General features: G+C 42.1%; 14 protein-coding genes and 1 pseudogene. 1 reads left to right on the forward strand and 14 read right to left on the reverse strand.

Annotation, left to right across the window (positions count from 1 at the left end; translation table 11 throughout):
• The 5 genes from pduL to BUB11_RS25545 form a co-directional block, all read right to left on the reverse strand.
• A partial coding sequence (pduL, locus tag BUB11_RS25525; RefSeq protein WP_073033344.1) for a phosphate propanoyltransferase occupies positions 1-1,274 on the reverse strand: 1,274 nt, incomplete at its 3' end.
• A gap of 87 nt (positions 1,275-1,361) precedes the next feature.
• On the reverse strand, positions 1,362-1,673 hold the full coding sequence (locus BUB11_RS25530) for a BMC domain-containing protein (RefSeq protein ID WP_073033346.1): 312 nt from the start codon (positions 1,671-1,673) through the stop codon (positions 1,362-1,364).
• 163 nt (positions 1,674-1,836) lie between these two features.
• Positions 1,837-3,339 (reverse strand): acetaldehyde dehydrogenase (acetylating), encoded by a 1,503-nt coding sequence (locus BUB11_RS25535; RefSeq protein ID WP_073033348.1) that lies wholly within the window; start codon positions 3,337-3,339, stop codon positions 1,837-1,839.
• A gap of 22 nt (positions 3,340-3,361) precedes the next feature.
• The gene (eutL, locus tag BUB11_RS25540) at positions 3,362-4,009 is read right to left on the reverse strand and encodes an ethanolamine utilization microcompartment protein EutL (RefSeq protein WP_073033350.1); all 648 of its coding nucleotides are present in this window, start codon (positions 4,007-4,009) and stop codon (positions 3,362-3,364) included.
• A 47-nt stretch (positions 4,010-4,056) separates the two neighbouring features.
• The gene (locus BUB11_RS25545) at positions 4,057-4,392 is read right to left on the reverse strand and encodes a BMC domain-containing protein (RefSeq protein WP_073033352.1); all 336 of its coding nucleotides are present in this window, start codon (positions 4,390-4,392) and stop codon (positions 4,057-4,059) included.
• A 1,337-nt stretch (positions 4,393-5,729) separates the two neighbouring features.
• Here BUB11_RS25545 and BUB11_RS25550 point away from each other — a divergent pair.
• Positions 5,730-7,154, forward strand: coding sequence for a sigma-54 interaction domain-containing protein (locus BUB11_RS25550; RefSeq protein ID WP_073033354.1), 1,425 nt, complete (start codon positions 5,730-5,732; stop codon positions 7,152-7,154).
• Positions 7,155-7,187: 33 nt separating this feature from the next.
• Here the strand turns inward: BUB11_RS25550 and BUB11_RS25555 are convergent, their stop codons facing one another.
• From BUB11_RS25555 to BUB11_RS25600, 9 genes and pseudogenes are all read right to left on the reverse strand, one after another.
• Positions 7,188-7,388 (reverse strand): hypothetical protein, encoded by a 201-nt coding sequence (locus BUB11_RS25555; protein WP_073033356.1) that lies wholly within the window; start codon positions 7,386-7,388, stop codon positions 7,188-7,190.
• Between the two features lie 159 nt (positions 7,389-7,547).
• The gene (locus BUB11_RS25560) at positions 7,548-9,224 is read right to left on the reverse strand and encodes a sodium:solute symporter family protein (protein ID WP_073033358.1); all 1,677 of its coding nucleotides are present in this window, start codon (positions 9,222-9,224) and stop codon (positions 7,548-7,550) included.
• A gap of 304 nt (positions 9,225-9,528) precedes the next feature.
• Positions 9,529-11,067: pseudogene (gene mttB, locus BUB11_RS28615) on the reverse strand ([trimethylamine--corrinoid protein] Co-methyltransferase).
• A gap of 101 nt (positions 11,068-11,168) precedes the next feature.
• Positions 11,169-11,807 carry a cobalamin B12-binding domain-containing protein gene (locus BUB11_RS25575; protein ID WP_073033364.1) on the reverse strand — a complete coding sequence of 213 codons (639 nt, stop codon included), beginning with the start codon at positions 11,805-11,807 and terminating at the stop codon, positions 11,169-11,171.
• Positions 11,808-12,013: 206 nt separating this feature from the next.
• Positions 12,014-12,334 (reverse strand): pyrrolysine--tRNA(Pyl) ligase small subunit, encoded by a 321-nt coding sequence (pylSn, locus tag BUB11_RS25580; RefSeq protein ID WP_073033366.1) that lies wholly within the window; start codon positions 12,332-12,334, stop codon positions 12,014-12,016.
• Between the two features lie 43 nt (positions 12,335-12,377).
• Positions 12,378-13,199, reverse strand: coding sequence for a 3-methylornithyl-N6-L-lysine dehydrogenase PylD (gene pylD, locus BUB11_RS25585; RefSeq protein WP_073033368.1), 822 nt, complete (start codon positions 13,197-13,199; stop codon positions 12,378-12,380).
• An 83-nt stretch (positions 13,200-13,282) separates the two neighbouring features.
• Positions 13,283-14,467: a 3-methylornithine--L-lysine ligase PylC gene (gene pylC, locus BUB11_RS25590; protein ID WP_073033370.1), complete on the reverse strand. Its 1,185-nt coding sequence runs from the start codon at positions 14,465-14,467 to the stop codon at positions 13,283-13,285.
• A 2-nt stretch (positions 14,468-14,469) separates the two neighbouring features.
• Entirely contained in the window at positions 14,470-15,567 is a 1,098-nt protein-coding gene (pylB, locus tag BUB11_RS25595; RefSeq protein ID WP_073033372.1) for a methylornithine synthase PylB, read from the reverse strand.
• A gap of 487 nt (positions 15,568-16,054) precedes the next feature.
• The gene (locus tag BUB11_RS25600; RefSeq protein WP_073033374.1) at positions 16,055-17,008 is read right to left on the reverse strand and encodes a choline kinase family protein; all 954 of its coding nucleotides are present in this window, start codon (positions 17,006-17,008) and stop codon (positions 16,055-16,057) included.
• Positions 17,009-17,101: the final 93 nt, after the last annotated feature.

Raw genomic sequence — 17,101 nt, forward strand, 5'->3', positions numbered from 1 at the left:
TCTTCATAGACCATGGGACGCTGACTCTCGACTTTTACACACACACGGTCTCCATCCTTTAGGGACCACTCTTTAGCATCGTTGCTGTGCAGGTGGATGTGCCTGCTTGCTACCATGACCCCTGCTTTAAGGTCGACCTTACCGACTGGACCTGCGATCTGAAGCCCGGGAGTTCCTTCATGTTGCCCCGAATCTCGGATGACTGGCTTGATGCCTAATTTAAAACAATCCGTGACGCTGATTTCCACTTGCGTGTTTTTTCTCACAGGTCCTAAGACACGGACCTTCTCTAAACTTCCTTTAGGTCCAACTATGGTTACAGTTTCTTGAGCTGCAAACTGGCCGGGCTGAGAGAGTTCTTTTTGAACTGTTAAGGCATAGTTTTTGCCGAAGAGGGCCTCCAGATCGACCTGAGAGAGGTGGATATGGCGATTCGAGGTTCCCAAGGGAACCCGTTTTTCGTTAAGTTCCTGGGTTTTCCGACTTCTTACTTGACAGGCAAGAATGTAGAACGCACTGGAGAGCCGGTTTAAGGCCTGAATCAGATCCGTTCTGCTGCATGCCCCGGTTTCATCCGTGAAAGCCCGGTTGGCATAGAGTTCGACTTCTCGTGATTTGGCTCTTAAATGATGGAGTTTGGCTACGATGGGTCCATGGGAATAGCTTAAGGGGGTGTGATCGATTCCGAAATACTTTTTGGGATGATGGGATCGTTCCCGCAGTTCTTCAGGGGTTAGCCCCATCAGAGTTGCCCATTGAAAGGGTTCCTGTTTAACTTCACTAACCATCAGTTCTCGGCACAGGGCAGAGATTTCTTCTAATTTCAGAATGAGTTCCTCTTCCCCTGCCTGCAGGAAAAAGCCTTGGGCTTCGACAAGTTCGCATTGAAACAAGTCCAGCTGCCCTCGGTAGGCAATCACCGGATGGGTCTTAGTGACTAAGGCTCCAGTGCGCAAATGGGTCATGTGTTCGGGTTTAACACCAGGAGGAGTATTAGAATTCGAATTAGTCTTGATCTGGGTTTGAGGTCCCTGAAGTGCATCTGGATCTTGAACAGATTTAGGCCTGTTCCCTCTATCGATGCTTTGGGAATAATTGGAGAAGGTATTCCTGTGGATGTCCTGCAGTCCGTTCCCTTCAATTTGAACATCAATTCCCTTGGAGCGGATGAAGTCCCTTGCCGATGGGGTTATCACACTTCCCTGAGGCAATATGATCAGTTTATCCTTGGTTTTATGCCAATTGGCTCTTAGTTCATATTCTGTGACGATCAAGTCCTCACCTCATTACAGAAGTCAGAGGTTAGAAGCCAGAGGTCAGAATACTTCCTTTTACTTCTGGCTCGAACATTTGACGTTTACTTATTTATCTCCATAACTTTTGTTATCACCGACCGGAAGAATGTACTCAACATCCTGATGAGGGCGCGGTATAACATGTACGCTGAGGAGTGATCCGACTCGTTGGGCTGCTGCTGCTCCGGCATCGACGGCAGCTTTTACTGCTCCAACATCCCCTCGCACCATGACTGAGACCAATCCACCGGAGACGTGCTCTTTTCCGCATAATGTGACATTAGCTGCTTTTAACATTTGATCGGCTGCTTCGATCGCTGGGATCAGTCCCTTTGTTTCTATCATTCCGAGTGCTATTACACTTCGATCTTGTGCCATTTTATTCCCTCCCAAATTCGTAGTTCGATGTTCGTGGTTCGAGGCTTACGCTCCATGTCAGGGTCGCTGGGTTCAATGTTTTATGAACTTGATCCATCCAGTTTCAAGGGCCTATTTTTATGGGAGCAGGTTCTTCGACTTGAGATGGGTTGAGTCATCCGATTTAGCACTTCATACCATTTAAGTGATGCATGACTTGGTTAATGATCTCTCTCACCAACTCTGCATCGACTTGCGGCGTTTGGGCTTGGTTTTGTTGTTGAGCTCTCTCGCAGCTTCCTGTGGGATTAATGGGTTCAACAGGTTTGCGTTCGGGCATTCCTTGATGCCAAGCGACTCGTTTGATGTTGAGCAGATGAAGGGGGGTAACGTTTTCAGAGACACTAGATCCGGCCCAAGTTCCACACCCTAATGTAAACGATGGAGCTAAGCCGGTAGTCGCTCCGACACCTCCCATAGCCGCTGGGGTGTTGACGAGTAATCGATTGACTGGTTTCTTGAGCGCAAACTCACGAATAATTTCTACATTATTACTATGCATAGCTAAGCTATGGCCTACACCGCCTGCTTCTAAGAGTTGGAAGCAGCGGTCGCATCCTTCATGCCAATCTGCTACTCGGTAAAAACCTAAAACAGTGGTTAACTTTTCATAGGATAAAGGCCATTGGGGTCCCACCCCAGCTAAGGGGGCTACTAAACATCTTGTTTGGTCTGGGATATTAATTCCTGCCAGTTGTGCTATGAACTTAGGTTCTTTTCCTACAACTTTGGGATTGACTCCTCCGTTTGCTAACATAACGACTTTGGAAACTTTCGCTACTTCTTCGGGATCCAGGAAGTGAGCTCCCTGTCTCCTAAGATGAGTTATCAGTTCATCGGCGATACATTCCTCAGCAACAATGGCTTGCTCAGAGGCGCAGATGGTTCCGTTGTCAAAAGTTTTTCCCATGACGATATATTCGGCCGCTGTCGATAAATCAGCACTTCGTTCTACAAAGGCAGGTACATTTCCAGGGCCGACACCTAGGGCTGGTTTTCCACTGCTGTAGGCGGCTTTAACTAGAGCACTTCCACCAGTTGCCAGAATCATAGCGACATTTGGATGTTTCATGAGTTCGTTAGTAGCCCCCATTGATACATTCATTATGCACCCTATGACTCCTTCAGGAGCTCCTGCTGCGACTGCAGCTTGATTCATGATTTTCGCAGCTTCATTCGTACAGCGTACAGCACTTGGATGCGGCGAAAAGACGATGGCATTGCGTGATTTGAGAGCAATCATAGCTTTGTAAATGACCGTTGAGGTGGGATTAGTAGTCGGTATGATTCCCGCGATAACTCCTACGGGTTCAGCAATTTCCCAAAGCTTTTGTTCGCGGTCCTCTCGGATGATTCCCACGGTTTTCATCGGTTTTATGAAGTCATACAAGGTCCGGGAAGCAAAATAGTTTTTAAAGCATTTGTCATTATAGTTTCCCATTCCGGTCTCAGAAACGGCCATCATGGCCAATCGTGCTGCATTTGCTTCCCCAGCTTCGCGCATCATGTCAATGATATGATCCACTTGTTCTTGCGTGAAGTCTTTAAGGGCTTCTTGGGCTTTGCGCGCAGCTTGTACTAAATTTCGGGCTTCTTGTAAGGAACACAGGTCTCGATCAAGTTCCATACTAGCTGCACCTCCCTTTATCTTAGAATTTCAAGCCGTTTTCACAGACGTCGATGACAGCTCTCTGGAAGGCTTCACAGGCAGATTTGCAGGCACTTTGCGAGCCGGTTAAGAGTCCGCCGCCGAAGTTAGTTTCGGTGGGTGGTCCGTAAAAGGCTTTCATGGTCACTTCCGCAGCTTTTAACGCTGCATCTAAGCCATACATAGCTTCGATTGGGGGCGCGATGAGGTAGGACAGTGCTTGACCTTCTTCGATTCCGGCCAGTTTGGAAAGATAACTTCCGGTACGCGAAACAGTGTGCGGAAACCAAGCCGTTTTTCCTCCGTCACAGGTGTAAAAGAAGCACTCGTTTTCAAGGTGATCGATGCAAGCATCGACTCCGGCGCGCACTTCGGCCGGGCTTGGGCCGGCTAAGATTCCGATGATTTCTCCCGACAGCGGACCTGAGGCTCGGGCGGCTCCGCAATAAAAACTTTTAGCATAGACGACTTCAACTTCTGCTTTTTTCGTGGCTTCGTCTAAGGCGACGTAGGTTGAATCATCGATGTCTGCAGTGATCATGCCGATAGAACGTTGATAGCCGGTGAGGCCCAGCTTTTCGGCGAGATCGGGGGCCACATTGGGGATTAATCTAACGGCTAGTACTTTTGGCTTAAGGGGCTCTATCATGGTTACCCTCCCTATTAAAGCCGGACCTTTTTCTTAGTTCCGACTATTTATTTTGTATTCTCAACGTTTTTGGTTTTCGGTTTTTCTTCTATAACGGGCAACTTCGGCAAAATGGCTTCAAGCTCCGGATGTGGGCGAGGAATAACGTGACAACTAATGAGTTCTCCAACTCGCTCTGCTGCAGCGGCTCCGGCATCAACTGAGGCCTTAACGGCTCCAACATCTCCTCTGACCATAACAGTCACTAAAGCGCCTCCTACTTTTACTTTCCCAATCAAGGTTACATTGGCTGCTTTGACCATGGCATCAGCCGCTTCAATGGCTCCTACGATTCCACGGGTTTCTACCATTCCCAGTGCTACGAGATCTGCTCTTATAGCCATTTGTGTTTGCTCCTTTCAACTAAATCAATTACCTTTGGAATACATCGTGCTGACTCAGCGACCTAATTTAGTGACCGCTCCAGTTTTAAACTATGACTCAAAGCCGTTGAGACAACGGCTGTATTCCCACGTTTAAAGTGTATTTACAAAATTAATCCTTGGGATGAACTTATTCATAACTTAAAAGCGTTTGTAGTACTTGATAGTAAAAGACATACATAGTAGGTTTATATACTAATGCAAAAACCGTGCCATTAAATAAGTATTCAATTAAACCAATGCTATCAGGAAAAGACGCCAATTCAAGTAATTCAGACAAGTCAGCTATGACTCGGCGAACCATATATCACTTGATTATCGTACGATTGTGAAAAATAGCGTGTCCCACTCGCTGCTGAACCAGCAATTCTTTTCCAATATCTGATTCTTCTTTAAAGATTAAGGTGGTAAAGAACAAACTTTCTTTTCTGTGCCAGTAAAACCTTCTAAAATTTTCGTCTTTTATCTGTCTTTTGAACCTGTTCGTTTTCCCAGTTCCGGAAATCCAAATCAATAATCACAGAGATTTCACTCAATTCTTCTAAGAACCTCGTAAACTTCATAATAATCTGCGAATATGAGTCATTTTTGACTCATATTGACTCAAGTGTCCAAGCAGACATACTTTTGACACCCCATATAAAACAATAGAGACAAATCAATACAGTAGAAAGAACAATTATTATGAAATTAACAAGTGGGCAATTATCGGCTAAGCCAGATATAATCCCTATTAACATGGCGACAGTTATATATAGGAAGGAACAATTAACCTGCTTATATATGAATAGAAGAACTGCGGCACTGAATTACAAATTTTAATAAAAGAAATTGTAGAAGGCTCCAACTATTAGCAATTTAATAGAGCCCGTGTAAGAGACCTTAAACTAATTACCCCCTGGAATAAAAATTGCATAATAGTAAGTCTTACTGGTTGGATTGAGCTTACTTAAACAGGATGGGAAATATCCGCCCCTCGACAAGCATATACTTGTCTGGAATAACCCTTAATATACCCTGAAGAGCTGTATGAATCCAACTGAACTCATAAATGTAAAATACTTAACAGTTTATCCTGACTTTGAACTTATCCGAGGGTAAAAAACAAAGGAAATTCGCTTAATTTAAGTAGTTGCCCGTGAACTGATAATTATCCTGCATAAGCGGACAAAAATTAAGAGGTTTTTTAAGAATTAAGTCGAAAACAAAATACATATAAGTCAATAAATAATTAATTCAAAGGAGTCTGTTTAAAGACTTTAAAGATAAACATACTCAAACGCAGGAGGTAAAGCAGGATGAGTATTGAACCAGAAGAGTTAGATAAAAACACGTTGAAAAAAATTCTAGACAATTCCCACGACGAGATTTACGTTACAAATGCTAACGGAATCGTTGTTTATGTGAATAATGCCTGCGAAAAACACTACGGTGTAAAAGCCTCTGAAATTATCGGTAAAAAATCAAGAGAAATTTCCGAAAAAAAATATTGGGGTCCTCGGGTCAGTCCTATTGCTATTGATAAAAAAATGAGCATTACCCTCGAGCAAAAAACCTGTACGGGTAAAACCTTACTCACAACAGCTACCCCAATTTTTGACTCAGATGGTAACATTGAGCTAATCATAGAAAATTCCAGAGACGTAACTGAATCTGAGGGTATCAGACACGAATTAGAGAAAAGTATTCAGCTGCTAAAGCGCTATAAAAAAGAAGTTGCCGTCCTTCGAGAAAAAGAAACTAAAATCCCCGAATTCGTTTGTAAAAGTTCAAAAATGGAAATCCTTCTGACACTTGTCCGACGAATCGCTTCAGTTAATTCAACAGTTCTGTTGCTTGGTGAATCCGGATCCGGTAAAGGACACATGGCTAAATATATACACAATAACAGCCCTAACAAAGACGGACCATTTATTACTGTTAACTGTGCTTCAATTCCATCAGAACTCATGGAAGCAGAAATGTTTGGCTATTCTAAAGGAGCTTTTACCGGGGCCAATGTTAAAGGAAATATCGGTTTAATCGAGTTGGCAAATGAGGGTACTCTTTTCCTAGATGAAATTGCCGAACTGTCTCCTCGCATGCAAGCGAAGCTTTTGCAAGTGCTCCATGAAAATCAATACTTCAAAGTAGGAGGTCGCGAGATTCAGCATGTCAATTGCAGAGTAATTGCCGCTACCAATCGTGACTTACAAGCTATGATCATAAAAGGAGATTTCCGAGAAGATTTATATTACCGCTTAAATATATTTGAGCTCGTACTTCCCCCTTTAAGGGAACGAAAAGAGGAAATCATTCCTTTAGCTCAGGAAATCTTGGCAAAATTTAATCAAAAATATAAATTGGATCATGAATTCAGCGAGAGATGCTATGATTTATTTGTTGAATACCCTTGGCCAGGCAACGTTCGAGAATTAGAAAATATTATTGAGCGTTTAATCGTTGTAACTCAGGTTAAAGTTATTGATGAATATGATTTACCTAAATCATTTCTCACCTCAATAGAGCGTCAGACAACCCCTATACCATCTATTTTAAAGAAACCTCTTTCCCTTGATGATGCACTGGGTGATGTGGAAAAAAACCTGATCTTACAAGCTTATAAAGAGTTAGGGAGCTCCTATGAGGTTGCTAAATTCTTGGATATCAGCCAAAGTAAAGCAAGTCGTCTGATACGAAAATATTTTCCATCGGAAGAACATGACTTTAAACGGACCGATTAACATGAACTGAAAAATACTCTTTAGACTTCCTTATTATTTAACAAAAAAGGCAATATAACCTAAGGCAATAGAACAAAATAAGCCAATTATATTTTCTGCAAAAAAAAGTTTATTTAGATTGCCAGAGAATTCCGGTTTAATCTTCTTTTTCATATGTAAGGTTACAACCATTGCACCCATATTAAGCACAAATAAGGGAACAAGCACAAATCTCGAAAAATCTGCAGCAAGCATTTTCAAAACCCCTCTCTTAGTTCGTACTAGTATCTCTAAGAATTTATATATTTACAGAAAAGCATTACAAACCCAAATATTAAATTTGTTAACAAAATGGCTAAGGAATGATTCCTTAGCCATTTTGTTGTTAACCAGAAAATCTTAATTCTTAGATCATTAGGAATGCATTCCTAAAAAGAATTCTTCATTGTTATCAATAGGCTTATCTGCAATAGCCGAAAGCTGTTCCTTTGTCGGAGGCGGGGAGGCGTAGGTACCGATAATAACGCCGGCCATACCACAAACTAAACCAACGACACAGTAGCCCAAGTATGAGTTGGCCATTGCTCCTTGCCCGAATATCCAGTCCCATACTGGAGTATTATAGACGGATTTCCAGACCTTGTATTCCAAAACGAAGAAGATGAAGGTTCCCAGAGTACCGAATAATCCACCTAACATGACACCTAAAAGTGTAGCACGCTTCCACCATAACACATAAAGCATCACTGAGATACCTGCCGTAAGCAAACCTGATGACAAGAAATAAGCATCATTAAGAGTTGCTCCCACCATCGGACTGTTATAGAGCAAGGCTATAAGGATATTAATTCCAATCATGAATACTGTAACCAGGCGTGACCATTTCACAATCTTGGCATCTGACCAGTTTCTCTTCTTATATACCAGAGGTTGTAAAACATCGAAGGACAGGTTCATCGCTGTGATATTACTGTAATTGGCTACAGTAGACATCGTGTGAGCTGACAACAAGAAAATTAACAACCCTTTAAGCAATGGGGGCATATAGGAATTAATATAAGTCGATATTATGTTATAAGCGCCCTTATCCCCAAGAGCCGCTGCAGCACCGACAACTCCGTCTGTGGTTTCAGGAGGAAACACGATAAGGCCCAAAAAACCAATAATCGCGGCAGGTATGACAATAATCACTAAATTAAAAAGGATGCTGTATATCCCGCCTAGACGAGCTTCTCTTGTGCTTTTAGCAGCTTGCGCTTTTAACCAGAAATCTTCTGCCGATGCCCACCCCGGCACCAGTCCAAGCATTACAATTAAGGGGAATGATAAGGAGACATAAGCAAAAAAGCTAGCTGAATTCTTGGCACCATCAACTGGATAAGCAAGACTATTTACTATTGGCTGTGCTTGCAACATACTCCAAATCGTTGTACCCTGAGCTGCTGCGATGCCGTCTGCAGTAAAATATATAGCGACTGTTGTTACAATCAATATTATTGCGCCCATGAAAAACTGCACTACATTGGCATTGATGACTGACCGGAAACCACCCATCCACATATACATGGCAATAGGGATTGCATAAATAATAATCATCGCCTCGATAGATATCCCGAGAGCCGGAGCCATGATCAGCGATGCAGCGTAAAGCTCAGCAGCTGACCAGATTGTATAAGAAAAGATATTGATTGGAGCGGACAAGATCCTCGCTGGCAGTCCGAATCGTTTTTCCAGCATCTGGCATTGTGATATAGCCTTGATCCTTCTTAATGGACGAGCCATTAAAAATTGCCAAATATTCGAGAAAAACCATGGTATTGCTACGACCCATAAACCAGATAAACCCAGATCGTAGGTGGCCCACGTCATCCACGTGATCATCCCGATTAACATCCACCCTGAAGCTACAGACATACCGACCATATAGGCTGGTTGACTGCGGCCAGTGATCCAATAATCATTATGTTCTTCTTCTGCACTAGCAGCCGATTTCTGCTTTTTATAGGCATTCAGGCCAACCGCGATAAGAAAAACGATATATGCTATGAAAACTAACCAGTACCACAATGGACTTACATCAGCATTACCCATTCATAATCACTCCTTCAAACTGAATTATTTGATCAACCGACCTGTTCATTTTAAGATACTCTCACCTTCCATCTCACTAAAAATCTCTACTCAATCTTCCCATAAATTATTGAATAGTCAAAAATTTTTATTTTACTTTGATTAATGCAATAACTGTGCCATATAAAAAGTCAACAGCAGGAAGCCCTAACCATGATGATTTCGTTGATATACCTTATAACTAAAACCTATATCGAGTCAATTTCAACTTGTCTAAGTCAAAAAAGAAAAAGAGCCGGTAAATGTACCGCCTCTTTGCGAAATTCTAAAATTTTGGTTTTCGTGGTCTTCTTCTAGCTTCTTTTTCCTTCGCCTTAATCTCTGTCGTTTCTGCTTCTGCTTCTAAAACAATTTCCTTTAACTGGCGTTGGATGTCTTCTGGAAGAGGATTTTGGTTTTCGTAGTTCTCAAGAATGTCAATCGATTTTGCATAAGAAGTTTCGACAATATCCTTACTGCCAGCTGCTTCCCAGTTCTCTCGATTCTTGCGATCTAACAATTCAGATTTGGACAGCTCCTTGTAATGCGCATAAGTGTGATCACAGCTAATGAATTCTCCGCCGATACCTACCGAACGGACAACCTCCAAGGCCATTTTCTCATCACTTATGGGAATACCTTTAATGGTATGCATAATCATGCGAGCCATTTCATTCTGCATAGCCATTTGAGCGTAGTCCCAAGTTAAGCCACCTTCGAGCATCCCTAGACCATATATCATGTTAGCGCCTGCTAACGCTGGTAATAAAGCGGTCAGGGTAAACTCATGTGCTGCTTGGGCATCAGGTACTTTGCTATCTGTCTATCCACCGGCTACCCAGACAGGAATATTATAGAATTGAGAAAGTTTGGCACAAGCTGCACTGAAAAGAGCGAGTTCAGGGGTGCCTACGCAGGCGACGGTTGTTCTCAAGTCCATCATGGTCGTGGAAGTTCCATAGACCATCGGATACCCTCTCTTTTCAAGCTGACCTAAGACAAACATACTCAAAATCTCGGCATTATGTGTCACTAGTGTACTCGCTAGGTTAACACAAGTCGTTCCACCAGCAAGACCCATGGAGTTAATCTTAGCAGGAACGCCTAAGCGAATTGCTTGAAGCAACGTATCTGTTGCACCCTTAGCATGGACAAGGGGAGCAACCGGGTCTGTACTTTGTGAGAAAAGGGGCCTTTCACGGAATTTGTCTTCTCCGCCAGAAACAACATAGCCCATTTTAGCAACTGCGCGCATGTTTTCCGGGCGATTCATCCCGATATAGGCATGCTTTGTGGAATAGTTATAAAATGATTCCGCAATATGCACTTGCGCTACGTCAGGATCAACTTCTGAAGGTCCCAAAGCTCTTTCAAAGACAATAATCTGATCCATTGCTTCACAGAAACGAGTTACATCATCAACGTCTTTTTTGAATGGTTTTCTCAGTTTCCGAGTATATGGGTCAATCATTCGGATAGCTTCTCCAAAGTTAACGAAACCGGTCCGATTCCCTTCATTCAGCCAATCATTTTCGCGCTTTCTTCCACATGCCCTAAATGTCTTAGGTATTGAGCGAATAGCATCTTCTACTAAGTGCGCTGGTATTTTGACAATGTTTGTGTTCCGGTCAAGAGTACATCCGGCACTATAAAACATTTCACGTGCCTCTTCACTTTCAACTCTTACACCGATATCCCAAAGCAGGTCCAATGTGGCTAAATGGACATCGTACAGCTCATCGTTGGTAAACATATTCAGTCCGATCCCATCCATTCGGGTGGAACCGGCATGTATACCTCTGAATGTCAAAAAAATCACCTCCATATATTTTAAAGAGCTATAAGAAAAATAACTGGTTTACCTGACAACTCAAATTAAGCGACAAATCACCCCCTTAAATAACCAGTTGTCTTTTAAGCATCTATTTATTTAGACGCCATAAGTCTCTTGCAAAGTTCAACCGCTGAGCCGGCATCCGGGGCATAACCGTCCGCACCAATGGTGTCAGCATACTCCTGAGAAACCGGGGCTCCCCCGATAATCACTTTTACTTTGTCTCTGAGTTCCTCTTCTTCTAATAATTCAATAATGTCTTGCATCGCTGGCATCGTTGTAGTTAGCAGAGCGGACAAGGCAACAATATCGGGTTCATGCTCAATAACAGCATCAATGAAATCTTCAGCCGAAATATCGACTCCCATATTAATAACTTCGAGACCGCCACTTTCAATCAGCATACCAACAAGATTTTTCCCAATATCGTGTAAGTCTCCCTTTACAGTTCCCAGTAGGATTTTCCCTTGGCTTTTTTGGTCAGCAACGGCGATTAGGGGTTTAACAATTTCCAGTCCGCCGCTCATGCTCTTAGCTGCCATGAGAACCTCCGGTACATACATATCCCCTGCCTTGAATCGAACCCCAACAACATTCATACCAGCAATTAAACCCTCGTTTACAATTTCCAGCGGGCTGTTCCCGGCTTCAATAAGGCTCTTAACCTGACTCAAAACCTGATCCTTCTGTCCCTCAATAACACTTTTAGCAAGATCCGCATAGTTACCCATTACTAATTTTCCTCCTCTTTTAAGTATTCATCAAGGCAAAAATCTGATTTAGCCCATATACCTGTGCTTACCACTTTTGTCGCCTAGGTAATGGCCTTTATAATAAAGCTCGCCTTTCCAACAAAAGGGTAAGAACAAGCATTATCAATGAGGGAACAATCTAGGTATTACTTTTCACTACCTTGTGAAAGTAACCGTAGGTACATTTATAAACGAGATCCATAGTTTTGATTGACAAATGTTGAAGAGTATTTTTCTAGTTTCCATTGTGGAATTTTGCAGGTCCCACAGGCCTTAAAGAACAATTTATTTCTCAGGCAACGTGCAGCACGGCTATTCTTAGAATTGTAGATCTGGAATGATTCATTGCAATGAGTAATAATTTCGGCGCGATTTCCTCTAATCGTCATACTCTTAATGCCATGCAGGGTCCCGCTTCTTGAGGGCCATAATTTAAGTTTTTCTACAAATTTAAAGAAATCTACGTTTTTACGGTAATAGCGCTTTTTTGACGAATCTATGGCCATCTATACAACTCCAATCCATCCACAGTTCCTTTGTCCCAAATATTCAAAGAACTTCCCACAGCATAGTAGCTACACCGATTTGGAGAGGATCATGCAACAACCGCTCAGCAGCCAGTTGCTCTGCCCCTAAATCCTGCACCCCTAATGGAATTCCCGGAGCCGCGATCCTTGTATCTTTTGTAATATGCCTTAGCTGAATAATATTCTCAGCCGGACAGGCATCGACTAAGATTTCATGCCTAGCTAATGAGTTCTCCAAATCAGTTTCAACCTGAACAATACAACCCAGCTTTTCCATTGTGCTGCTCAAACGCTCACTGGCGGTTAAAATGGTATCAAAAATAGTAACCTCAGCTCCAAAACGAACTAGCGCTAAAGCAGCACTGCTTCCCACCGGACCCGCCCCAAGGATTAATACCTTTTTACCGGCAAGTCCGTGACACATCCGCTCAAGACCTGCAACATACCCTTTTCCTGTAGCCTCTCCATTGTCAGAAACCTTACCTGTTTTTATATTAATAGCCACAAATCGATCATCGTCAGCCATGAATAAGATGTCCGAGCCCCTTTGTACTGCTTCAGCTACCCCTCCGGCATCGCTGCTTTCCGTGATAAAAGCTTTAACGCCCAAATAAGTAATGATACTCGCCACTGATTCAACAAAGCCTCCAATAATCCCTTGACCACAGGTCATCGGTATTACCGCCACTTGCAAACTCCGGTCAACGAGGTAGTCAGCTCCTTTGCCAGATGCCAACCTAGCTATCTCTTTTAAAGAGCAACCCGTCATTCTCAAGAGGTTTTCATCATAATCGGCTATAGTTGCGGCAATTTGGTCAACATCATTTTCCTTCAGTCGTGTCACTAGGATTCAACTCCCATAAACCTTTTTTACAGTCAGAAAGTATAATCGCAACTAAGGCGAACGCCTTCGCCTGCAGCTCGGCGCTAGCCAAGTTTTCTAATAAACTTATGGCTCTCATCAAACTCGGGGCAACGGTCAATATAATGCCTTATACCCCATTCATTTTGGATCGCTTTAATGACCAAACCTCTCTGAGTCCAAGCATCTTTCAAGTCTGCTCCGGTAATAATCAGGGTTGCAACCCACTCCGTTTTGCCTGGTGAATAGTTAGTAAGTACTTCATGGGCTCCAAAGAAATCCGGATATAGATAGAGAGGGCCTGCATCCGCCATAATATGCTCACCTGAAACTTCGAGACAGTCAATTCCGACACGAATGTGTTCTACAATTGCGCCACGCTTTTCACTAATCTCAAACTCCTGCCAAGGTTTATTTAGGACAAAGGCATTGCCCAGAACTTCCAACATGTTAAAACCAGTAGCATGATAGACTGTAATCGGAGTTTGACTCGGAAGTCGAGCATCAATCTCAAGGACCTTTAAGTGTCCTCGATGCAGTATAGTCTCCACATCCATAATTCCATTCAAACTTAAGCTTTCAGCCAAACTTAATCCGATCTGCTCAAACTCTTCCCTGAGTTGATTTGATAAAGAAACCGAACCCGCAACCCGTTTGCAATCATAGACTTGATCCATATACAATTCCGTAATTTGCAAGACTTTGTAGACTCCAGAAAAACCGATAACCTCCAGCGAATACGACGGACCTTCCAGGTATTCTTCAATGACCCAATCCTTCATACCCTTTTCAAACAAGCGATGGAATTCTTGACTGCTCTCGAGTTTTACAACCCCTTCACTTCCACTTGCTTCTGAAGGTTTTACAATAAGCGGAAAACCACACTCCGGCCAAGCGAGCGGTGCCGGAACACCAATACTGGCGAACAATTCATTGGACTTAATCTTTGAAGAAGAAATGGCATAAGCATCCTCGTCAAACATTAAGGGAACATTGGCATATTTTGCACTTCTTATAAGGCTGTCTAGAGCGACTTGATTCTCCAAGGCAGGAATAATTAGATCAATATCTTTAAGAAAAGTTATCCACTCTACCACTTTTGTAACATCAATAGAATAAAAATGGTCACAAAGCTCAACAGCCGGAACACAAGTATCCTTATCAACCAGGGTTACTTCCCATCCGGCCTTCTTGGCTAGATAGACCGCCTCAACCCCTTGAAGCTTACCCCCAACAACAACAACCCGCATGCTTATGCTCCTCCCCAAGGAATTATACGGTTTTTACGCTTAAGGACCCATTCTGCATATTCGTCTCTGCTGGCCGGAATCAAACCATGTCGAGCCAGCACGGGAACAATTTTATTTACACTTCGATTTCCGTCTTCAATATCCAGAGAATGATTGGACACTCCGGCCAGGCCGGAATGTGGAGGGATAATAGATGTAACAACGTTAGCTCCGGCATCAAGACGATCTGCCAAACCACTCAGACCATCTACATCTAATGAAGCCGGTATCAAACGATCGGGATATACTAACCGCATAATAGCGATAATTAGCAATTCTCTATGCCGAGATACTGAAGTGTAGTGGTACATAGGAGTGTCCTTCTGGGGAACAAAACTCATGACCCGAAGCTGATCGGCTCCTAAACGTCCCATTTCCTCCAGCGAATTAACTAAATCCTCATCTGTATCCCCCACACCGGTCAGTAAACCTTCCTCAATAAGGAAACCTAATTTGTGCGCTAACTTTTTTCGTTCCATTCGCTCAGTATAGCTTTGACCAAGTCTGAGCTTATGATATAGATCAGGGTTATGGGTTTCTTGATAGGTCGCATACCAATCGACACCTGCTGCTTTAAATTCTCTTAATACCTCTTCAGGAACAACTCCCGCTGAGATCATGATTGGAATTTCTGTGCTTTTTTTGATCAGTTCTACTGTTCTTATCAAATGTTCAAAGCCCGATTCTAGTTTATCAAAATAAAGCGGATCTTCTCCCATTGTCAAATCCACCAAATGTATCCCCGATTCCACGAGACTTAAAGCAGTCTCCATGATTTCTAAATCCGTTTTACGATACCGCTTTAGAGATTGATTTGACTTACGATAGAGACAAAAGGCACACTCATTGCGACAATAAGTCGAGAAATACACGAATCCATAAATAAATACTTTATCCTCAAAGTAGCGTGTACGGAGTTGACGGGCAACTTCGAACACCTTTTCAAGATCACCTTTTTCTGATAACTTCAACAAAAACAAAAGGTCCTCTCTGCTTAAAGGATTCTCTTGTACAGCTTTTTCCAGGATCTCATCCAGCTTAGAAGTTATAGAAACTATCATTTAAATCACCTTCTTTTTTGTTACAGAGTTCTCAAAGTCTGATATTGTTATTCAGTCATTTTATTGCTGAGTTTCAAACTCAGATATTGATCTCTCATTATTGCAAATTTTATGCCAAGATATTGATATTTTACCGATCTCATAAGATTCTCCTTTACGAACTCTAAGATCCCTGTACACGAAGGCTATCAGCCTAACATTGCTTCATTGTACAAAGGAATTATCAACTGACTAACTCCAAGAACTTATAAAAAAGACGACATCCAAGTCCAAACAAAACTTTTATAAGTCATTATTAACTCAAAAATTGCCCTTAAGAATTAGAAGACATTATTAAACGGGATACCTATTTCAGTATCCCGTCATTTGTAAAGAGTAGATATTTGTTTGAAATTGCCAACTCATCAGACCTAGGATTGAAATGCTCTGCAACCCTTTTACTATTACAGAATCCTTTTCTTAACGAGACGTATTTGAAATGGGAATCTTATTGATTAGCTTTAATGGCTCGGTCCAGACTTCCATTGTGAATTAATGTATAAGCACGATTAAATCTATTTAAGCCATATGGCCAATACTCTTCTCTTGATTTACCCATAGCAATTTGTAGTACTGCCCAATAAGCCCATAAAGCATCGCACAAGAACTTGTTAATAATGAGAGAGCCCCATTGTTTCTCAGTTAAATCCCCCCCAAAATATTCCTTTAAGAAGAAACGTTCCTGTTCATCAGTTAGTTCTGCTTCAATAGATAATGCTCCTAAGTCAAACAATGGATCGTTCATTCCACCGTATTCCCAATCAATAAGATAAAAGTTCTTTTTGTCGTCCAACCAGTTTTCGCAAAGTGGGTCATTGTGACAAGGCGCTTGAGGAGGAGGATTATTCTTGAATAGCAATTTAATTTCCGCAATTTTCTTCTCCATGGTTTCGGCGCCTTCATAAAACTCAAAGTTTTTCTCTGCCAGTAATTGAATATAAGCATCAATTTCTTTTAATGGGTTAAAAACAGAAATAAATTCTTTTTGGCAATCATGATATTTTTTAAAAACATGAGCCGCCATACTCAGATAACTTTCTTCCTCTTTAAAATCCGGTATATGTAACGTTTTACAATCATCGATGTACTTACACACTTGATTTCCAGTGGTTTCATCATAATAAATAATAGGAGCACTAATATGAATATCAGCCATAACCTGAGCATTATGTTTTTCTGCTGGTCGATTTAAATACTCAATAGTGCCTGCTCCGGCAAGCCTTACCGCATACGTCACTTCATCAATGGTTACTTTATAGTTACTATTCGTTAACCCCCCGGGTAATATTTCAATTGCACTTATTCTAGCATCTTTGAAGAAAGGAATTTCACTAATCATTTTGTAGATCCGTCCGATATGCTCCATCGATATGGAGGGTTCGATCATAATTGATTCAGTCATAAATTATTGATCCTCCCATTTCATATTAGAATTTTCTCTAACATCTAATTAGTAAATTCTAATGCACCGATCCTGAAGCCTTCCTTCTATATC

It is taken from the genome of Desulfosporosinus lacus DSM 15449, assembly GCF_900129935.1.
Lineage (GTDB): Bacteria > Bacillota > Desulfitobacteriia > Desulfitobacteriales > Desulfitobacteriaceae > Desulfosporosinus > Desulfosporosinus lacus.